The following is an 18,921-nucleotide window of genomic DNA, read 5'->3' as shown; positions in this document are numbered from 1 at the left end:
GGGATCGTTCTCAGTGATGTGTGGGGACGGCTCAGGAGCCGTCGATGTCGCTCATATGGTCGAAGACTTTGGTGAAGATCCGCCCCAGGGTCTCCATCTCCTCGGGGTCGAGGAGATCGACGAGGTGGCTGCGGACTCCGGCGACGTGGTCGGGGGCCGCGGCTCGCAGCAGCTGCCATCCGGCCTCGGTCATCACGCAGTTGACCCCTCGGCCGTCCTCGGGGATGGCGGAGCGCTCGAGCAGTCCGCGCTTCTCCATTCGGGCGACGCTGTGGGTCAGTCGTGATCGGGACATCGTCGTATCGGTGGCCAGCAGCGCCATCCGCATCGTCCGGTCGTCGTGTTCGGACAGACGCACGAGGATCTCGTATTCGGGCAGACCGATGCCGTGCTTCTCACGCAGCTCCTTGTCCAGCTGTGTGCTGAGCAGCTGAGAGCCGTTGAGGTAGCTGCGCCAGGCCCTCTGGTCGATTGCCGACAGCCAGCGAGGCTCGGTCATCACCGGCCTCCGTCAGCGCTGCGCTTGGTCAGATGGCCTGCGGCCTCGGACTGGAGGCGCTGGGCGACCTCGGTTGCCCAGTAGGTGAGGATCGCGTCGGAACCGGCACGTTTGAAGGCGATGAGGGACTCCTCGATCGCCTTCTCCCGGTCGATGGCTCCGGCGGCGGCCGCGAATTCGATCATCGCGTATTCTCCGGATACCTGGTAGGTCCATACGGGCACGATGGATTCCTGGGCCACCTCGGCGAGCACGTCGAGATACGGCAGACCCGGCTTGACCATGACGATGTCGGCGCCTTCGGCCAGGTCGAGGCCGAGTTCGCGCAGCGCCTCGCGACCGTTCGCGGGATCCTGCTGGTAGGTCTTGCGGTCGCCCTTGAGCTCGGAGTCGACGGCTTCGCGGAAGGGACCGTAGAAGGCGGAGGCGTACTTCGCGGTGTAGCCCATGACGACGGTGTCGGTGAATCCGGCGGCGTCGAGGGCTTCCCGGCAGTAAGCGACCTGGCCGTCCATCATGCCTGACAGCCCGAGCACCTCGGCCCCGGCGCGAGCTTGGGCCAGCGCCATCGAGGCGTAGCGGTCGAGGGTGGCGTCGTTGTCGACCGCACCGGCATCGTCGAGGACTCCGCAGTGGCCGTGGGAGGTGTATTCGTCGAGGCACAGGTCCGCCATGATCACGGTGTCATCGCCGAATTCGCCGGCCAGCAGCGACAGCGCCCGGTTGAGGATGCCGTCGGGGTCATCGGCCTGTGAGCCGATCTCATCCTTGTGTTCGGGGATGCCGAAGAGCATGAGTCCGCCGACTCCGGCCGCCACCGCTTCTCGGGCTGCCTCGAGCAGTGAGTCCATCGTGTGCTGGACGACTCCGGGCATTCCGCCCAGCGGCAGAGGTTCGCTCAGGCCCTCCTTGACGAACATCGGCAGGATGAGCTCGGTCGGGTGGAGTCGCACCTCGGAGACGAGGCGACGCAGTGCCGGGGTCGACCGCAGCCGACGGGGACGGACGGTTCCGGGAACCAATGACATGTCAGGCCTTCCTTCTGCGGCGCTTCTGGCTAGGACGCTGCGGGGAGACCCCGGCTTCCACGTCATCGGCGCGCTGGGTGAGTGCGAATTCGACGAGACCGTCGATGAGAGAGGTGAGGTTGGCTTCCTCGGCAAGGACGTCGACGCGCAGTCCGTGTTCGACTGCAGTGTTCGCCGTTGCCGGGCCGATGCAGCAGATCACCGAGGTGGGGGCGGGTTTGCCGGCGATGCCGACGAGGTTGCGCACCGTCGATGAGGAGGTGAAGAGGAAGGCGTCGAAGTCTCCGGCCTTGATCGACTCGCGGATCGGAGCCGGCGGCGGAGAGGCGCGCACGGTGCGGTAGGCGGTGACGTCGTCGGGGTCCCACCCCTTCTCCAGCAGTCCGGCCACAAGCACCTCGGTGGCGATATCGGCACGAGGCAGGAGAACCGTGTTCATCGGGTCGATGTCATCAACGAAGTCCGGCCAGGCCGCGGCCAGCCCGCGTGCGGAGTGCTCCCCGTCGGGGACGAGGTCGGGGGTGATCCCCCAGTCGACCAGCGCTTCCGCGGTGCGACCGCCCACGGCGGCGACCTTGACGCCGGCCATCGAACGGGAATCGAGTCCGAAGTCTTCGAACCACATGCGCACGGCACGCACGGCGTTCACCGAGGTGAAGCCGACCCATTCGTAGGATCCGTCGACGAGGCCGCGGATCGCCTTCTCCATCTGGGTCGGGGTGCGCGGCGGCTGCACGGCGATGGTCGGCACCACAGTGCCGACGGCGCCGAGCTCGGCCAGGGCTTCGGCGGTGGAGGTGCCCTGTTCCTTCGTCCGCGGGATGAGCACCTGCCAGCCGAAGAGCGGTTTGGATTCGAACCAGCTGAGCTCTCCTCTGGATTCCACTCCCTGCCCCATGATCACCACCATACGATCCGAACCTGTCTGCGCCATGGACAGCGCCTGCTGCAAAGTCGTCTCCACGCTCGTCTGCTCGATGGTGGAGATCCCCCACCCGAGGAGGACCTTCGTGTCCTCGTCCCATCCGTCGGCGAGCAGGGCTTCGATAGCCTGTTCGTGGGCGGCTGCGCTGCCGGTGAGCACGTGGGTCGTGTTCCGGTGGCGGGAGACGTCGACATGGGTCTGCGGTCCTGCTTCGATGAAACGCACCGACCGGACGCGGTTGGTCGTCAGAGCCGTTCCGGTGTAGGCAGCCGTCGAGGCGGAGAGTCCCACTCCGGGCACGATTTCGACCTCGACCTGTTCCTTGCGGCAGACTCCGGCTTCCGCTGTCGTCGTGGTGAAGATGATTCCGTCGTCCGAGCTCAGCCGCACCACGGTCTTGTCCGGGCGGGCGAGTTCGGCCATGCGGCGACCTCGGGTCGAGGCGGCGACTCCGAGGTCGGCGGCATCGATGAGCGTTGCGGCCTGCGGCACATAGGCGGTGACGATCTCCGAGTGCACATCGGCGTCATAGACGACGGTTTCGGCGGTGGCGAGGATCTCGGCGCCGCGCATCGTCATCAGACCCGATTCGCCGGGCCCGCTGCCGATGAAGACGACGCGCGGAGCAGCCGGCAGGAGTCGGCGCGGCTGCACCTGGCCCGTTGTCGGTTCGCTATTCATCCCTGCTCCTGAGCCTTGACGGGGGTGAGGTGTTCGGCGCTGGCGGCCGGGTCGATGCCGAGCCGTCCCAGCAGATCCTCGGCCGCCGCGGTGCCGAGTTCGTCGGCGATACGGGCGAGTTCTTTCGCGGTCACCGACAGCTGCTGCTCGCCGGTGCTGCTCCAGTCGACGTCGAGCAGGGCGGGCAGCTCGGTGCTCTGACGCGTGCGGGCGAGCTTGCCGTCATCATCGGCCATCACGGCGTCGACGATGAACTCGGTGCCCTCGATCTTCGCCAGCGCGCCGATCGGAGCCGAACAGCCGGCTTCGGCACGGGAGAGGATCGCGCGCTCGCAGGTCACGGCGAGGTCGGTCGTCTGGTCGTGGATCCGGCGCAGAGCCGCCCGCACCTCGGCGTCGCTGTCGAGGATGTCCGCAGTGGTGGCGAAGGCGCTGTCGGCGCTGCGAGTCTCGACCGCCAAGGCTCCCTGGCCCGGGGCCGGGAGCATGACATCGAAGTTGAGCGAATCGGTGGCCTCGGCCAGCCGCCCGATGCGACGCACTCCGGCGGCGGCGAGGACGACTGCATCGAGGCGGCCGTCGCGGACATGGGCGATTCGGGTGTCGACGTTTCCGCGCACTCCGCGGACCTCGATATCGGGACGTGCGGCACGCAGCTGAACGGCACGACGCGGCGAACCGGTGCCGATGACGGACCCGGAGGGCAGGTCGTTCAGGCTCAGCCCGTCGCGGCCGATGAGGACGTCGGCCGGGTCGACGCGCGGTGGGATGGCTGCCATCTGGATTCCCGCCTCGGGGGTGGTGGGCAGGTCCTTGAGCGAGTGCACGGCCAGATCGATCTTGCCCTGGTGGAGGGCCTGGCGGACGGCGGAGACGAAGACTCCGGTGCCGCCGAAACCGGCCAGGGGCGACATGTTGACATCGCCCTCGGTGACGACCTCGACGATCTCGACGCGCCAGCCGGTCAGAGCCGCGATCTGGTGGGCGATCGCCGTGGACTGGGAACGAGCCAGCTGTGACCGGCGGGTGCCCAGACGCACGGTGCGGCCGGTGAAGTGTTCGGGTTCGACGATGTCGAGGGTGTGATCGGCGACCGGGCGGATGCCGTCGGCCTCGACATGATGCGCGCTGGCGGCCTTCGCGACCTTCGTCTCCGGAGCGGTCTTGGCGTGGGCGACTTTGTTGACCGGCAGGTCGAAGAGCTGCATGAGAGCCTGGGCGTAGTCGACCTCGGATTCGGTCACCGCGAGTTCCTTGACCTTCACGGTCGGGGTGTGGATGAGCTTCTCCGCCACCCGGTGCAGGGATTTGCGGATCTCTGCGAACGCCTTCTCGTCGACGGAGCCACCGAGCTTCTTCTCCAGGCGCTGTGTCTCGGAGGCGAGCACATCTTTGGCATGGGAGCGCAGAGCGGTCACGGTCGGAGCGACCGAGCGCTCCTTGTTGCCGGTGGCGATGTTCTCCAGCTCGGCGGCGATGATGGCGCGGACTTCGTCGATGGTGCCGGCGACCTTCGCATCGCTTTCCTTATCGGAGCCGCGCAGCAGCTCGCGGATCTCGCCGAGGCCGAAGAGGGCGACATGTTCGAACTCGCGGACGCTGGGGTCGATGTCGTGCGGCAGGGCGAGGTCGATGAACGCCTTGTTCGCTGCGCCCTTCGGGTTCTGCGAGAGTCCGGCGACGATGTCGTCGCGACTGACGACGACTCCGCGGGCACCGGTGCAGGAGACGATGAGGTCGGCGTCGGCGATCTCCTCGGCCATGATGCGCGGGGTGAGTTCGCGGGCACGTCCGCCCACCTCGGCGACGAGGCGTTCGGCCTTGTCTAGCGTCCGGTTGAGCACGGTGATGTGGGCGACGCCTTCCTTGTGCAGCCCGGACACGACGAGCCCCGACATGGCTCCGGCGCCGATGACGAGTGCATTCGCTGCACGCAGGGACCCGATGTGCGCGGCCGATGCCTCGATGCCTGCACCGAACAGGGACCGTGCGACGTCTCCGAGGTCGGTCTCCGAATGGGCGCGCTTGCCCACACGCAGCGCCTGCTGCAGCGCCTGGGAGAGTTCGGAGGTCAGTGCCTTGTCCGACTGCGATTCCGTGAACGCCGTCCGGAGCTGACCGAGGATCTGGGCTTCGCCGATGGCCATGGAGTCGAGTCCACAGGCGACCTTGAGCAGGTGCTCCATGGCCTGGTGGTCGTAGTGGGCGTAGAAGTGCCCGGCGATATCTGACCATTCTTTGTCGATCGACGACACGAGCGCGTTGCCGAGGTCGGCCAGTCCCCCGTGGAAGGCGGAGACGTCGGCGATGAGTTCGAGGCGATTGCACGTCGAGAGCACGGCGAGTCCCTCGATGTTCTCTCCGGCCAGGGCGTCCCGTCGCAGAGTGCCGACCTCACCGGCGCCGAAGGCCATTCGATCGAGCATGTCGATCGGAGCCGACTGATGTGAAATGCCGAGAACCAAGAGAGTCAATTCCTGTGCTCCTCAAAACCAGGGTTGAGCGGTGCCGTGTCCAGCGCCGAATAGTATGCGAGTACTTGCAGCTCACTGGCCAAGTCGACTTGATGGACACGCACGGTATCCGGTGCGTCGAGCACGGTGGGTGAGAAGTTGAGAATGCCGCGCACACCTGCTTCGACGGCCTTCTGGGCCGCCGCGGGTGCCGCGGCTGCGGGGACGGCCATGACCACCAGGTCGATGTGTTCGGACCAGGCGGGAAGGTCGTCCAGGGAAGAGACGGTCAGGGCACCGATGGAGGTGCCGATCTTCTCCTCGTCGATGTCGAAGACGGCTGTCAGACGCAGGCCGCGCCGACGGAATCCGGCGTAGTCGGCCAGTGCCGAGCCGAGACGTCCGGCGCCGATGATGGCGACGCGGCGGTCGCGGTCGAGGCCGAGGAAAGTCCGCAGCGTCGCGGCCAGCTCCGGACAGGAGTAGCCGACCCCACGGGTTCCCGATCGTCCCAGCTGGGACAGGTCTTTGCGCAGAATCGACGGGGACACACCGCTGCGGGCGGCAAGGTCCTCCGACGAAACTGTGTCCTGGCCGGTGGCGGCAATCGTCTCGACGGTCTGCAGATAGATCGGGAGTCGGGATATCACGCGCTCGGGTACGTCCTTGCGAACGACACCCTCAATCCTGTTGGCGGACAGAATCTCGCCCACGAATCCGCCTCACTCCTTCAATCGATCTCATGCGCCCAAGGCGTCAAGCGCCGTGGACAGCCGATCCCTATCGACTCGATGAAAACTGTGTTGTCGCCCGTTGAGGAAAACGACCGGAACGTCCCAGCCGTACTGCGCGGCCAGATCGTCATCCGTATCGATGTCGATCTCGGTCACGGTCACATCTCTGCCTGCAGCCACCTCGGTGACGGTCTGCAGCGCATCAGCGCACAGATGGCAGTCGACACGTGTGAGAAAGGTCAGATCGACCATGGCTCACTCCTCATCGGGTGCAACAAACCCCGCCGAGAAATCACTCGAGCGGGGGCGTAGGACCGTTGGGTCTTACTTCTTGTTGCGACGCTGGTGACGTGTCTTGCGAAGCTGCTTGCGGTGCTTCTTCTTCGACATACGCTTGCGGCGCTTCTTGATGACTGAGCCCACTCGGGTACCCCTTGTGCTTGTCGGTGGAGGGTGAACATCAGGTGCCCACCCATTGAACTAACCGTGCAATTCTATCGCTTGGCCGCCTGCTTTCCCAAAACTGTGTCCAGATCCACAACGGCGGTGCCAGGCGATCCGCGCGGACGCGGGGATCGGGTTCGGCCCGGGTGGCGTGCACGGCAGGGCCGGACTCGCGTTCGGTTGGGTCGACGAGTGTCGACCGATCTCGCTCAGTCGAAGCAGCCCCCGCTCAGTCGAAGTAGGGGTCGAGTGCGAAGAAAGGGAAGATGTTCTTCCGAGTGCCCATCACGGCACGGTCGAGTTCGACTTCGGGGTCGAACCCCTTCGACCATGGTTCGAACGCCCCGTCGAAGCCGTCGGTCATCGACAGCGGCGCTTCCCTCCCGGTCTTCGTCTGCGCGTAGGAGGCCCAGCGTCCGGGGATCCGGGCTCCGGGATCGATATCGCGGCCGGCGGCGACGGCCAGCAGGTTCGTCCAGGCGCGGGGCACGACGTCGATGATCGCGTAGCCCCCTCCCCCGACGGACAGCCAGCGTCCATCGGCATGGTCGACGGCGAGGTCGCGGATGCGTTCGGCGGCGATGCGCATCGCGTCGACGCTCAGGCGCATATGGGTCAGCGGGTCCGCCCGGTGACCGTCGCACCCGTGTTGGGAGACGATGACCTGAGGTTCGAAGGCGGCGACGACCTGCGGGACGGTGGCGTCGAAGGCGCGCAGCCAGTCCGCGTCGCCCGTGCGCGGGGGCAGGGCGATATTCACCGCCGAGGCGGCCGCCTTGAGTCCCCCGATATCGGCGGGGAATCCGGTGCCGGGGAAGAGGAACTTCCCCGATTCGTGGATCGAGATCGTGAGCACTCGCGGGTCGTCCCAGAAGAACGTCTCGACACCGTCACCGTGGTGGGCGTCGATGTCGAGGTAGACGATGCGCTCGTATCCGGCGTCGAGGAATTCGGTGATCGCTCCGGCCGCGTCGTTGTAGACGCAGAACCCGCTGGCCTTGCCGGGCATCGCGTGGTGCATTCCGCCGCAGAAGTTCACCGCGCGCCGAAAGTCCCCGGAGATGATCGCGTTCGCGGCGTTGACGCTGCCTTGGAACAGCAGCGCCGAGGCGGTGTGCATATTCTCGAACCCGGGAACATCCTCGGTGCCGATTCCGTATCTGTTCGCGTCCTGCTCCTCGAGGCCCTCCTCGGTGCCGGCCTGCTTGACCGCGGCGATGTAGTCGGGGTCGTGGAGGCGGGCGAGCTTCGCCTCATCGATCTCACCGATGGGATTGATGTGGACGTTGTCTGCGTCGAAGAGTCCGAAGTCCTCGGCGAGCTTCGCTGTCAGGTCGAGCCTGAGAGGGTGCATGGGGTGGCTGGGACCGAAACTGTAACCGGTCACTTCGTCGTCCCAAACGACATACACATCATTTTCGGCCATGCCCACCATGCTATATGGCACAGCTCACTTGCGCCGATTCCGGGGCCACCGGCTCTACCATGGTGCTTGTGTCCAAGAATTCCTCGCCGCGCTTCGATCGGCTGCTGAAGCCGGGCCGGTGGGTCCGTGACTTCGTCGACGACCTCGCCGTGGCCTCACCGGCACGATTGGCGATCGGGTCCTTCGTCGCCGTCGTCGCGGCGTTCGCGATCCTGCTGATGCTGCCGGCGAGCATGCGCGACCCCGGTTCGGTCGATCAGGCCACGCACATCGCGAACTCGGTGTTCGTGGCGGTCTCGGCCGTGTGTGTGACCGGACTGACCCCGGTCGTCACGGAGGAGTACTGGTCGGACTTCGGGATCTCGGTCATCACCGCCGGCATCCAGGTCGGCGGTCTCGGAATCCTCACCCTCGCCTCGGTGCTGGGCATGGCGGTCTCCAGGAGGCTGGGAGTCCGGCAGCGCCTGATCGCTCAGCAGGCCACCTCGGCGCTCAATCTGGGTCAGGTCGGCTCGCTGCTCAAGACAGTGGTCATCACCATCTTCACCGCCGAGTCGATCCTCGCGGTGCTGCTGTTCCCACGGTTCCTCATCCGCGGGGAATCGCTCGGCGACTCCATCTGGTACTCGGTGTTCTACTCGATCTCGGCGTTCAACAACGCCGGTTTCACCATCCACGAAGGCGGTGCGGCGTACTTCGCCTCGGATCCGTGGATTCTGTCCCTGCTCATGGCGGGGGTGTTCGTCGGGTCGCTGGGGTTCCCCGTCGTGCTCATGGTCGCGATGTTCTGGAACCGGCCCAGCCGCTGGGATCTCCATACGAAGCTGACATTGACGACCACGACGACGGTGCTGGCGATCGGTCTGCTCCTGTTGGCGCTGTTCGAGTCGGCGAACCCGGCGACCCTGGGCGATAAGAATGCCGGCCATACCTTCGTCGAAGTGCTGTTCATGGCGGTCATGCCCCGGTCCGGCGGCTTCTCGACGATGGAGGTCGCGGACATGAGCCAGGCGTCGCATCTGCTCATGGACCTCATGATGTTCATCGGCGGCGGTTCGTCGTCGACAGCAGGCGGAATCAAGGTGACGACGGTGGCCGTGCTTGTCCTCGCTGCGTATGCCGAGGCCAGGGGTCTGCAGGACGTGCACGTGTTCGGTCGGCGGCTGACGTCGTCGACGATCAAACTGTCGATCTCGATTCTGCTCACCGGTGCGATGATCGTCTTCATCGGCACCCTGACGATGCTGCAGATCAGTGCGGAACCGCTCGATCGGGTGCTGTTCGAGGTGATCTCCGCCTTCGGCACCGTGGGTCTGAGCTCCGGGGTGTCGGCGACCTCGCCGGATTCGGGACTCTATGTTCTGTCGGTGATCATGCTCATCGGTCGACTCGGTACGATTACACTGGCGGCTGCACTGTCTATGCAGGATTCGGTGCGCCTGTACCGCTACCCCGAGGAAAGGCCGGTCGTTGGCTAACGAACACACTTCAATCCTGGTCATCGGGCTGGGGCGTTTCGGATCCTCGACTGCGGCGACTCTTGCCCGCCTGGGGCGCGAGGTCATGGCCATCGAGCACAACCCCGAGCTCGTCAAGGATTGGAGCGGCAAACTCACGCACGTCGTCGAAGCCGATTCGACGAACATCGACGCACTGCGGCAGGTCGGTGCCGGTGACTTCTCGACTGCCGTCGTCGGGATCGGAACCTCGATCGAAGACAGCGTGCTCACGACCGCCAACCTCGTCGACCTGGGCGTTTCGCAGGTGTGGGCGAAGGCGATCTCGCCGTCGCACGGCAAGATCCTCCACCGCATCGGCGCCCACCATGTGCTCTACCCGGAGTCGGACGCAGGTCGCCGCGTCGCCCACCTGGTCAGTTCGCGGATGATGGAGTACATCGAGTTCGATGAGGGCCATTTCGCCGTAGTGAAGATGCGGCCGCCGCGGGAGATCCAGGGCTTCACTCTCAGCGAGTCCGGTGTCCGCGACAAGTACGGCGTGACGATCGTGGGCATCAAGAGCCCCGGCCGCGACTTCACCTACGCCGATCCGACGACCCGCGTGGGCAAACAGGATCTGCTCATCGTCGCCGGTCACGTCGAGCTGCTCGGCCGCTTCGCCGGCCGCCCGTAGGCTGCGAAGCGGTGCCAGAGGTAACCGCGGGTTCAAAGCGTGAATGCAGTGACTTCGATCGGGGCATCTGCATTTCGAAGCAGTTGGCGCACCGGTCAGGTCCGACACCACCGCGGCGGCACACGCTGCGAGCGGCGATCACCCCGCATCGTGGGTCTCGGATCGCTGGCATAGCCAGTGTGGGTGCGCGGTATGAGAGCGGGCGACGGGAATCGAACCCGCGTCATCGGCTTGGGAAGCCGAAGCTTTACCATTAAGCTACGCCCGCACATCACCCGTGGTCGGCAGACATTCACCCAGGTGAAACCCGGTGCAGACATACCGCGATCGGCAACTCGAACCAGTCTACAGCTTCCCACCTCGGGTGCATCACATCCATTCGCCATATGCGCACCCACGACGCCCACCAAGCTGCATTCCACTGGCCATTCTGCCGCGGCCAGCGACAATCGCTGGTCAGAAGTGTGGACGCAGTGACTTCGGTCAGGGCATCTGCATTTCGAAGCAGCTGAACACTTGTCTGGTCGCACAGCAATGTCTCGCCACGGCTGTTAAGTCCGGCTCTGCCGGGCACCGGACCGTTTTCGCGGGGCGATGAACGCCCTGAGCTGCGGGGCCTGCCCGAAGAGTTTGGTTGCGCACTCTTCAAGGTGGGTCACCTCGTCGAAGCTCAGACGGACGATTCTGTACCCGAGCTCCAGCAGCCGATTGAATTGACGGACCTCTTTCCGAATGAGCCGAACTCCGTTATCGGCATATTTGGAGAAGCCGTCGATGAGCACGATAGTCCGCGATTTCTCGTGCAGAAAGTCCACGCGAGCGATGACCGTGTGCCCGTCCCGGATCCTGACTTGCTGGCTGAATCCGGTCAGTCTCAGCTGCATGAGGTTGTACACGAAACGGCTCTCTGCGTAGCTTTCCGACAGCGGCCCCGCTGAAGACAGCAGACGTTGAGCTCTCGCTTGGCCCTTTGACAGCCGGCCGAGCACAGGCATGAAGTCTTCAGCAATGCAGAGCTCAGCTAATCCCAAAGTGTCCGGCGGATATCCGAATCTTGCCGCCTCGTCGGCCCCTTCGTCAGACCCGAATGCTGATCTGCGCAGACACCGTTCGAGTGCGACGAAGCCCTCCGGTTCACCAAGTTGGCCGATAAGATCGAAGGCGGTGCGAATGGGTGAAGTCAACGACATCTTGCCTATGCGAACGACGTCCTCTTCAGGAACGGTCTTCGACGTCCTCGACACGTCGGCGCTGTTGTGTCGCTTCTTCGGGTGAGCGATGAAGACCTTCCCCCGAGGCGGTCGATGCAGCGGAAGGTCATGGACGAATGCGGCGGAGACTCCCCAGATCACGTCGTCAAATCGGTAGTGCGGGTACGAAGCCACTCGCAGCTTCTCGAACATATCGAGGAGTTCGAAACGAGGCCTCCCCGACTCCGGGTCGGTCTGCTCGACGACTCTGTGAATCCACGCTTCGTCCGTGATGAACTCCGCTATCGCACCATGTCTGAGATTCGAGCAGCGGGCGATGACAGAATACATCCCTTGAGTGAGTGCCAAAAGGCAGCAGTCTTTGGCGTCACGGATGCATCTGCTCTGCACCCCACGCGCCCTGAGTTCACTGGTGCGGACCACGTTGTACATGCGGCAAGACTGTCGCTACGAATGAGACTCCGACAAGGCCTCCTCAACCGCCTGTGGAATCGCCCTCGGCATCCACACCCATAAGACGTCCGAGTCCGCATGCTGTCAACAGTCCACGGCGTTTGAGTCAGCGGCGCCTCCGCCCCCGCGTGGTACTCGATTGCAGCCGAGTTCTCAGCGCAAGGGTGCGTGCGCCGAGATGGTCACGACGCGGCCATAACGCTGCGGTATCCACAACCGCGTGTTCGAAGTGCATGCGTGCTGATCGGAATCGGGTCGTCTGCACTTCGAACACGCGGATGGCGGAATGGGTCAGTGCTCGACAGCCTCCTCGGCGCCGAATCCGGTATGGGCACGGACGTCCATTTCGGCGGCCAGCTCGGGACTCTCCACCGTTCGATCCGTCACCGAGGCGATCCACCCGAGGATGAAGCCGAGCGGGATCGAGATGATGCCGGGGTTCGACAGCGGGAAGATCGCGAAGTCGGCACCGGGGATCATCGCGGTCTCGGAGCCGGAGACGACCGGCGAGAAGGCGATGAGCACCATCGCCGAGATCAGTCCGCCGTAGATCGACCACACCGCACCGCGGGTGGTGAAGCGCTTCCAGAACAGCGAGTACACGATCGTGGGCAGGTTCGCGCTGGCGGCGACGGCGAAGGCCAGCGCCACAAGGAATGCGATGTTCTGCCCCTGCACTCCGATGCCGCCGATGATCGCGACCGCACCGATGACGACGACGGTGCGACGGGCGATCTTGACCTCCGCCTCGGAGTCTTCGACCTTGCCCCTCTTGATGACGTTTGCGTAGATATCGTGAGCGAACGAGGCCGCCGCGGTGATCGCCAGGCCCGCCACCACCGCGAGGATCGTGGCGAACGCGACCGCGGAGATGAAGCCCATGAGCAGCGGCCCTCCGAGCTGCAGCGCCAGGAGCGGCGCCGCGGAGTTCACGCCGCCAGGAGCGTTCTTGATCGCGTCGGCGCCGACGAGTGCGGCCGCACCATAGCCGAGCACGAGGGTGAAGAGGTAGAACGCACCGATGAGCCAGATCGCCCACACCACGGATCGGCGAGCTTCCTTAGCCGTGGGGACGGTGTAGAAGCGCATGAGCACGTGGGGCAGACCCGCCGTGCCCAGCACGAGCGCCAGTGCCAGGGAGATGAAGTCGAGCGGATTCTCGCCGTACTGCAGACCCGGGTTGAGGACGCCTTCCCCGACTCCTTCGGCTGCGTTGTCCACGGCCGAGGCCAGCAGGGTCGAGAGGCTGAAGCCGTTGAGTGCGAGCACCCAGATGGTCATGGCGAAAGCACCGGCGATGAGCAGAATCGCCTTGACGATCTGCACCCAGGTGGTGCCCTTCATTCCGCCGACGAGAACGTAGATGATCATCAGCGCGCCGACGACGGCGATGACCAGCGACTGGCCGACCTTGCCGTCGATCCCCATGAGCAGAGACACGAGCCCGCCGGCACCGGCCATCTGCGCGAGCAGGTAGAAGAAGCAGACCGCCAGGGTCGACAGGGCTGCTGCCATGCGTACGGGGCGCTGTTTGAGGCGGAAGGACAGCACGTCGGCCATGGTGAATTTGCCGGTGTTGCGCATGAGTTCGGCGACGATGAGCAGAGCGACGAGCCAGGCGACGAGGAAGCCGATCGAGTAGAGGAATCCGTCGTAGCCGTTGACGGCGATCGCACCGCAGATGCCGAGGAAGGATGCGGCAGAGAGGTAGTCACCGGCGATGGCGAAGCCGTTCTGCGGTCCGGTGAACGACCGGCCACCCGCATAGTAGTCCGAGGCGGATCTGTTGTTGCGGCTGGCCCGCAGAACGATGAACATCGTGACCGCGACGAATGCGGCGAAGATCGTGATGTTGAGGACCGGGTTGTTCTCCACCTCGGTGGTCGCTGCGCTGAGGAGGTCGACTCCCGAAGCGACGAAGTCTCCGATTGCCAGAGTGCTCATGAGCGGTGTCCTTCCGATTCGGCCTGCAGTCGTTCACGGATCGCCTCCGCGGGAGGGTCGAGCTTCTTGTTGGCGAACGAGACGTAGAACATCGTGATCGCGAAGGTCGTCACGAACTGCAGCAGCCCGAATACGAGTCCGATGTTGATCTCCCCCACGACCTTCGTCGACATGAAGTCGTGGGCGTACGTGCTGAGGATGACGTAGAGGAAGTACCAGACGAGGAACGCGATCGACAGCGGGATCACCACCGAGAAGCGCTTGCGTTTGAGGGCCTTGAACTCCGGCTTCTCCTCCTCTGCGAGGAAGTCAACACCGGTGTTGACAGGGTCAGTCATTCTTTCTCCTTTGAATGGACAGAACATCAGTGTCCTGAATCACATGACCCAAAGGTAACGTTCAGCATGCGCTAGGGAATACCACCGAAAGTTGGTAGCTTGTTCACATGAATGCGCACGCCAAGGAAACGCGGGCACTCAAGGTCGAGACCCGTCGCCTATTCGTCGAAGCCGTCGATTCCCTGCACCAGAGCGGCACCGGTGACGTCGTCTTCGGAGGTATGGTCGAAGAGGATTCGGTCGCGGTCGAAGCCGTCGCCGGAGCCGACAAGGACCTGCTCTCGAACCTCATCGTCAGCACCGGGCGCGGCCTCGGCGGTCGGGCCATGACCGAAGGCACTCCGCAGCTGACCCGCGACTATGAGATCGACCCGCTCATCACCCACCATTACGACGAGGAGGTGCTCGGCGAGGGCATCCGCGTCCTCGTCGCCGTCCCGACTCTGCACGGCGGTGAGGTCACCGGTATGGTCTACTGCGGCCACCGCGCGGACTACAACGCCGCTGCCCCGCAGACGGGAGACCTCGTCAGACGGGTACGACAGCTTTCGGTCGATCTCGCTCGACTCGGATACCGGCAGGAACCGCGCGGCCCTGTCAAGGAGGAACCGCTCTACCCGGATCTGGATCCCTCGGGACGCGAAGCTCTCCGGCACACCTATGCCGAGCTGAGGGCGATCCGCTCCGGGATCGTCGATGAGGAGACCAGGGAGAAGCTCACCGGCATCGAGGCGCGCCTGGCCGATATTCTCTCCGGACACAATCCGGAGAGCTTCCAGACGCCGGTACCCGCAGTCAGGCTGTCGCCGAGGGAGACCGACATCCTCTCGCATGTCGCCTTGGGATGGCCGAATGCCCGCATCGCCGAGGCGCTGTCGCTGCGCGAGTCGACGGTGAAGTCCTATCTCAATACGGCGATGGTCAAGCTCTCGGCACGGACCCGGCATGAGGCCGTGTCGATCGCCCGCTCGTCCCACGTCCTCCCCTGAACGGGGAGATCCGGCTCAGCCGTTGATGACCTCGGAGTTCTCCTGTTCCATCTCCAGGGAACGGTCTGCTGCCGCCTGCGCGGCCGCCTCGGCGATATCGAAGATCCCGGAGTCGAGGAACTGCTGGAGACCGGCCAAGGTCGTTCCGCCCTTGCTGCTCACGGCCTGACGCTGAGCGGCGGGGTCGGGCTTCTCGGTCAGGAGTCGGCCGGCACCGTCGGCGGTGGCCACGACCATCTGGCGGGCGACGTCCTCGCTGAGACCCTGCTTGACGCCCGCGGCAATCATGGCTTCGGCGAGGAGGAAGAAGTACGCCACTCCGGACCCGGAGATGCCGGTCATGGCCGGGATCTGGGATTCGTCGAGATCGACGACGAGGCCGGCGCCCGACAGCAGGGACTTCAGTGTGTCCACACTGGCGGCGGTCACCTCGGCGGTGGGGGCCAGTGCGATGACGCCGTGGCCGATGGCGCTCGGCGTGTTCGGCATGATCCGCACGATCGGATTCTCGGGGGCGAGCTTCGCAAGGTCAGCCGCGGCGACACCGGCTGCCATGGACACGAGCACGGAGTCCCGGTCGAGGTCGTCGGTGAGCTCGCGCAGGGTATCGGCCATCATCCACGGCTTCACACCGAGGAAGACGAAATCGGCGCTGGACACGGCTTTCCGATTCGCTTCGGCGTCATCCTCCAGCGAGGTGACCGTGGCGGTGGGCAGATCACTGCGGAGCCGCTGCGCCGAGTCGGTCGAGTTCGTCGTCGCGCGGACGGTGATGCTCGCGTCGGCGGTGAGGATTCCCTGGATGAGGGCCGTGCCCATGTTGCCGGTTCCGATGGAGGCGATGGTGGTCAAAGTGCGTCAGCCTTTCGATATCTGATGTGCGGTGGTCGGTGGGTGTCCATGCGCTGAAGCGTGCCGATGCGTGACCGAGCGAAGCGAGGCGAAGACGGGCAGGGTGATGTGCGAGGTCGCAGGCGCTCGCAGGGTCAGCTCTCGGCGCCGGATGATCCGGACTGCGAGGACTTGTGCTCGGAGGTGCGGGTGTGGCTGTGGGCGTTGCGACGTGGAGTATCCGCGTCGAGGCCGAGGTGCTCACGGGCGAAGGCGATGGAGTCGGCGAGCATCTTCTCGCGCGCTGACTGTCTGCGGACGAATCGGGTGTTGACCTCGACGACGACGTCGCCCTGCCAATTGTGTTTGGCGAGGTACTGCAGGGTCTCGGCGACGGGCATGGTGCCTTCGCCCGGAACGAGATGTTCGTCCTTGAGGGAGCCGGCACCGTCGGTGAGGTGGACGTGACGGAGCTGGTCGAAGATCTCGCTCACCGTCTCCAATGCGTTCATGCCGGCGGTGGAGGCGTGGGAGAAGTCGAAGGTGAGGTCGTCGTAGTCCTCGTCCAGGGGGTTCCAGTCGGGGTAGTAGACCTGGATCTCGCGCAGGCCGGCCCGCCAGGGGTACATGTTTTCCACGGCCAGTCTCACACCGGTCTCCTGGGCGACCTGGCGGACGCCGTCGACGAAGCCGAGGGCGTATTCGCCCTGCCAGCGGAACGGCGGGTGGAGGACGACCGTGTCGGCGCCCACTGCCTTGGCGAGGTTCGCGGTGATCCGCAGCTTCTCCCAATGGTCTTTGTGCAGCACTCGGGGCAGGAACAGCAGGGTCGGGGCGTGCAGGGAGATGACGTCGAGTCCGGTGTCGCCGGCGAGCCCGTTGATGAGGTCGACGTCGCGGGTCTCGGTGTTATGGGTGACCATGATCTCGACGCCGTCGTAGCCGTGTTTGGCTGCCTGGGTGAAGGTCTCTTCGACGGTCATTGGTGAGACGGAGGAGCTGGAGAGGCCGAGCCTGATCCGGTTGTCGGAGACGTGATGGGCGTCTTTCTCATAGACGTCGTGTTTGTCGAAGTACTCCTTATGGCGCTTCGAATTCGAGCGCGCAGAATTCTTGGTGGTCAACACCTTCCGCTGGGACTTCGACTTCTTGCTCATCTCTTCCAGTCTAACGCGGCTCCCCCTCCCCAGAACTACCTGACGGCGGCCCAGCAACCTCGCGCGAGGTTGCTGGGCCGCCGTCAGGTAGTAATTCAGGCGTAGAGGGCTTCGGTGTCGTCGTCGACCCATTTCTTCGACTTCTCCACCGCCTTGTTCCAGAGGCGGTAGAGGCGGTCGACCGTCTCATCATCCATCGACGGGTTCCAGCGCTTGTCCTCGCGCCAGTTGCCCTTCACGTCGTCCTCACCGTTCCAGAACTTCACGGCGATGCCTGCCGCATAGGCCGCACCCAGTGCCGTGGTCTCGATGACCTCGGGACGGATGACGGGCACGCCGAGGAGGTCGGCCTGGAACTGCATGAGCGTCTCGTTGGCGACCATGCCTCCGTCGACCTTGAGCTCGGTGAGTTCGACACCGGAGTCGAGGTTCATCGAGTCGAGGACCTCGCGCGACTGGAAAGCCACGGATTCCAGGGCGGCACGGGCGATGTGGTTCTTGTTCACATACCGGGTCAGACCCACCATCACGCCGCGAGCATCGGACTCCCAGTGCGGGGCGAAGAGTCCGGAGAACGCCGGCACGATATAGCAGCCGCCGTTGTCCTCGACCTGTTTGGCCAGGGTCTCGACCTCGGGGGCGTCCTTGATGATGCCGAAGTTGTCGCGCAGCCACTGCACGAGCGAACCGGTCACCGCCACCGACCCCTCGAGCGCGTAGACGGCATCGTCCTCGCCGATCTTGTACGCGACCGTGGTGAGCAGACCGTTCTTGCTGGCCACCGGCTCATTGCCGGTGTTGATGAGCATGAAGTTGCCGGTGCCGTAGGTGTTCTTCGCCTGACCCTTCTCGAAACAGGCCTGACCGAACGTCGCAGCCTGCTGATCGCCGAGGATGCCGCAGATCGGGGTGTCGATGATGAGTCCGTTCTTCGCCCCGTAGCCGTAGATCTCCGAGCAGGACTTGATCTCGGGCAGCATCTCGACGGGAATGCCCATATCTGCCGCGATGTCAGGGTTCCAGTCGAGGGTGTCGATGTTCATCAGCATCGTCCGCGAGGCGTTGGTGACGTCGGTGACGTGGATTCCGCCGTTGACCCCGCCGGTGAGATTCCAGATCACCCAGGTGTCCATGGTGCCGAAGAGCAGGTCCCCGGCCGCGGCGGCTTCCTTGACCCCGTCGACGTTGTCGAAGATCCATTTGGCCTTCGGGCCGGCAAAGTAGGTCGCCAGGGGCAGACCCACCCGGTCCTTGTACTTGTCCGGTCCTTCGTCCCCGGCGAGTTCGTCGCAGACCTTCTGGGTGCGTGCGTCCTGCCACACGATGGCGTTGTAGACGGGTTCGCCGGTGTTCTTGTTCCAGATGACGGTGGTCTCACGCTGGTTCGTGATGCCCACGCCCTCGAGCTGGTGGCGGTTGATATTCGCCCGAGCCAGGGCCTGGCCGATCGCCTCGTTGGTGTTCTTGATGATCTCAACCGGGTCGTGCTCGACCCAGCCGGCGCGAGGGAAGATCTGCTCGTGTTCCAGCTGGCCGGACGACACGATCTGCCCGTCATGGTTGAAGACGATCGCCCGCGACGAGGTGGTGCCCTGGTCGATGGCGAGGATGAACTTTTCCTGACTCATTCTGACTCCTGTGTCGAAGTGGTTTGTCTGTGAGCGTGCTCAGTTGT

17 protein-coding genes and 1 tRNA gene are annotated in these 18,921 nt (G+C 64.7%); 3 read left to right on the top strand and 15 right to left on the bottom strand.

The window, feature by feature from the left end:
* Positions 1–31: 31 nt before the first annotated feature.
* From ACVZTU_RS05380 to ACVZTU_RS05345, 8 genes are all read right to left on the bottom strand, one after another.
* Entirely contained in the window at positions 32–499 is a 468-nt protein-coding gene (locus ACVZTU_RS05380) for a MarR family winged helix-turn-helix transcriptional regulator (protein ID WP_139468609.1), read from the bottom strand.
* A complete protein-coding gene (gene hemB, locus ACVZTU_RS05375) occupies positions 499–1,527 on the bottom strand; it encodes a porphobilinogen synthase (protein ID WP_482401552.1) in 1,029 nt (342 codons plus the stop codon). The genes ACVZTU_RS05380 and hemB overlap by 1 nt, the downstream gene beginning before the upstream one ends.
* Position 1,528: 1 nt before the next feature.
* Positions 1,529–3,133, bottom strand: a complete 1,605-nt coding sequence (locus ACVZTU_RS05370) for a bifunctional uroporphyrinogen-III C-methyltransferase/uroporphyrinogen-III synthase (protein WP_482401551.1) — start codon at positions 3,131–3,133, stop codon at positions 1,529–1,531.
* Positions 3,130–5,607: a glutamyl-tRNA reductase gene (gene hemA, locus ACVZTU_RS05365; protein WP_482401550.1), complete on the bottom strand. Its 2,478-nt coding sequence runs from the start codon at positions 5,605–5,607 to the stop codon at positions 3,130–3,132. The genes ACVZTU_RS05370 and hemA overlap by 4 nt, the downstream gene beginning before the upstream one ends.
* Positions 5,604–6,299, bottom strand: a complete 696-nt coding sequence (locus ACVZTU_RS05360; RefSeq protein WP_039206526.1) for a redox-sensing transcriptional repressor Rex — start codon at positions 6,297–6,299, stop codon at positions 5,604–5,606. Before ACVZTU_RS05360 ends, hemA begins: the two co-directional genes overlap by 4 nt.
* A gap of 27 nt (positions 6,300–6,326) precedes the next feature.
* On the bottom strand, positions 6,327–6,572 hold the full coding sequence (locus tag ACVZTU_RS05355; protein WP_482401549.1) for a glutaredoxin family protein: 246 nt from the start codon (positions 6,570–6,572) through the stop codon (positions 6,327–6,329).
* Positions 6,573–6,644: 72 nt separating this feature from the next.
* Positions 6,645–6,743, bottom strand: coding sequence for a 30S ribosomal protein bS22 (locus ACVZTU_RS05350; RefSeq protein WP_009882927.1), 99 nt, complete (start codon positions 6,741–6,743; stop codon positions 6,645–6,647).
* A 250-nt stretch (positions 6,744–6,993) separates the two neighbouring features.
* Positions 6,994–8,190: an acetoin utilization protein AcuC gene (locus ACVZTU_RS05345; protein ID WP_482401548.1), complete on the bottom strand. Its 1,197-nt coding sequence runs from the start codon at positions 8,188–8,190 to the stop codon at positions 6,994–6,996.
* Positions 8,191–8,249: 59 nt separating this feature from the next.
* Between ACVZTU_RS05345 and ACVZTU_RS05340 the strand changes: the two genes are divergently transcribed.
* Entirely contained in the window at positions 8,250–9,668 is a 1,419-nt protein-coding gene (locus tag ACVZTU_RS05340; RefSeq protein ID WP_248283973.1) for a TrkH family potassium uptake protein, read from the top strand.
* On the top strand, positions 9,661–10,323 hold the full coding sequence (locus ACVZTU_RS05335) for a potassium channel family protein (protein WP_101546810.1): 663 nt from the start codon (positions 9,661–9,663) through the stop codon (positions 10,321–10,323). The genes ACVZTU_RS05340 and ACVZTU_RS05335 overlap by 8 nt, the downstream gene beginning before the upstream one ends.
* Positions 10,324–10,520: 197 nt before the next feature.
* Here the strand turns inward: ACVZTU_RS05335 and ACVZTU_RS05330 are convergent.
* From ACVZTU_RS05330 to ACVZTU_RS05315, 4 genes are all read right to left on the bottom strand, one after another.
* A tRNA-Gly gene (locus ACVZTU_RS05330) sits at positions 10,521–10,591 on the bottom strand.
* A 283-nt stretch (positions 10,592–10,874) separates the two neighbouring features.
* Positions 10,875–11,864 carry a hypothetical protein gene (locus ACVZTU_RS05325; protein WP_259357107.1) on the bottom strand — a complete coding sequence of 330 codons (990 nt, stop codon included), beginning with the start codon at positions 11,862–11,864 and terminating at the stop codon, positions 10,875–10,877.
* Between the two features lie 414 nt (positions 11,865–12,278).
* The gene (locus ACVZTU_RS05320) at positions 12,279–13,931 is read right to left on the bottom strand and encodes a solute symporter family protein (RefSeq protein ID WP_446655887.1); all 1,653 of its coding nucleotides are present in this window, start codon (positions 13,929–13,931) and stop codon (positions 12,279–12,281) included.
* Entirely contained in the window at positions 13,928–14,269 is a 342-nt protein-coding gene (locus ACVZTU_RS05315) for a DUF485 domain-containing protein (protein ID WP_139468617.1), read from the bottom strand. The genes ACVZTU_RS05320 and ACVZTU_RS05315 overlap by 4 nt, the downstream gene beginning before the upstream one ends.
* Before the next feature lie 107 nt (positions 14,270–14,376).
* On the opposite strand from ACVZTU_RS05315, the gene ACVZTU_RS05310 reads away from it, so the two are divergent.
* Positions 14,377–15,258: a helix-turn-helix transcriptional regulator gene (locus ACVZTU_RS05310; protein WP_446655888.1), complete on the top strand. Its 882-nt coding sequence runs from the start codon at positions 14,377–14,379 to the stop codon at positions 15,256–15,258.
* Between the two features lie 15 nt (positions 15,259–15,273).
* On the opposite strand, the gene proC is transcribed toward ACVZTU_RS05310, so the two are convergent.
* The 3 genes from proC to glpK all read right to left on the bottom strand — a co-directional run bounded on the left by proC (position 15,274) and on the right by glpK (position 18,874).
* Positions 15,274–16,110: a pyrroline-5-carboxylate reductase gene (gene proC, locus ACVZTU_RS05305; protein ID WP_446655889.1), complete on the bottom strand. Its 837-nt coding sequence runs from the start codon at positions 16,108–16,110 to the stop codon at positions 15,274–15,276.
* Between the two features lie 134 nt (positions 16,111–16,244).
* Positions 16,245–17,246 (bottom strand): sugar phosphate isomerase/epimerase family protein, encoded by a 1,002-nt coding sequence (locus ACVZTU_RS05300; protein ID WP_139468620.1) that lies wholly within the window; start codon positions 17,244–17,246, stop codon positions 16,245–16,247.
* Between the two features lie 95 nt (positions 17,247–17,341).
* Complete coding sequence (gene glpK / locus ACVZTU_RS05295; protein ID WP_139468621.1) at positions 17,342–18,874, bottom strand: glycerol kinase GlpK; 1,533 nt, start codon at positions 18,872–18,874, stop codon at positions 17,342–17,344.
* Positions 18,875–18,921: the final 47 nt, after the last annotated feature.

The sequence above is a fragment of the Brevibacterium sp. OS20 genome (assembly GCF_056837565.1).
Note: the sequence above shows the minus strand (reverse complement) of the source record. Positions and strands in the feature narration are given on the sequence as shown.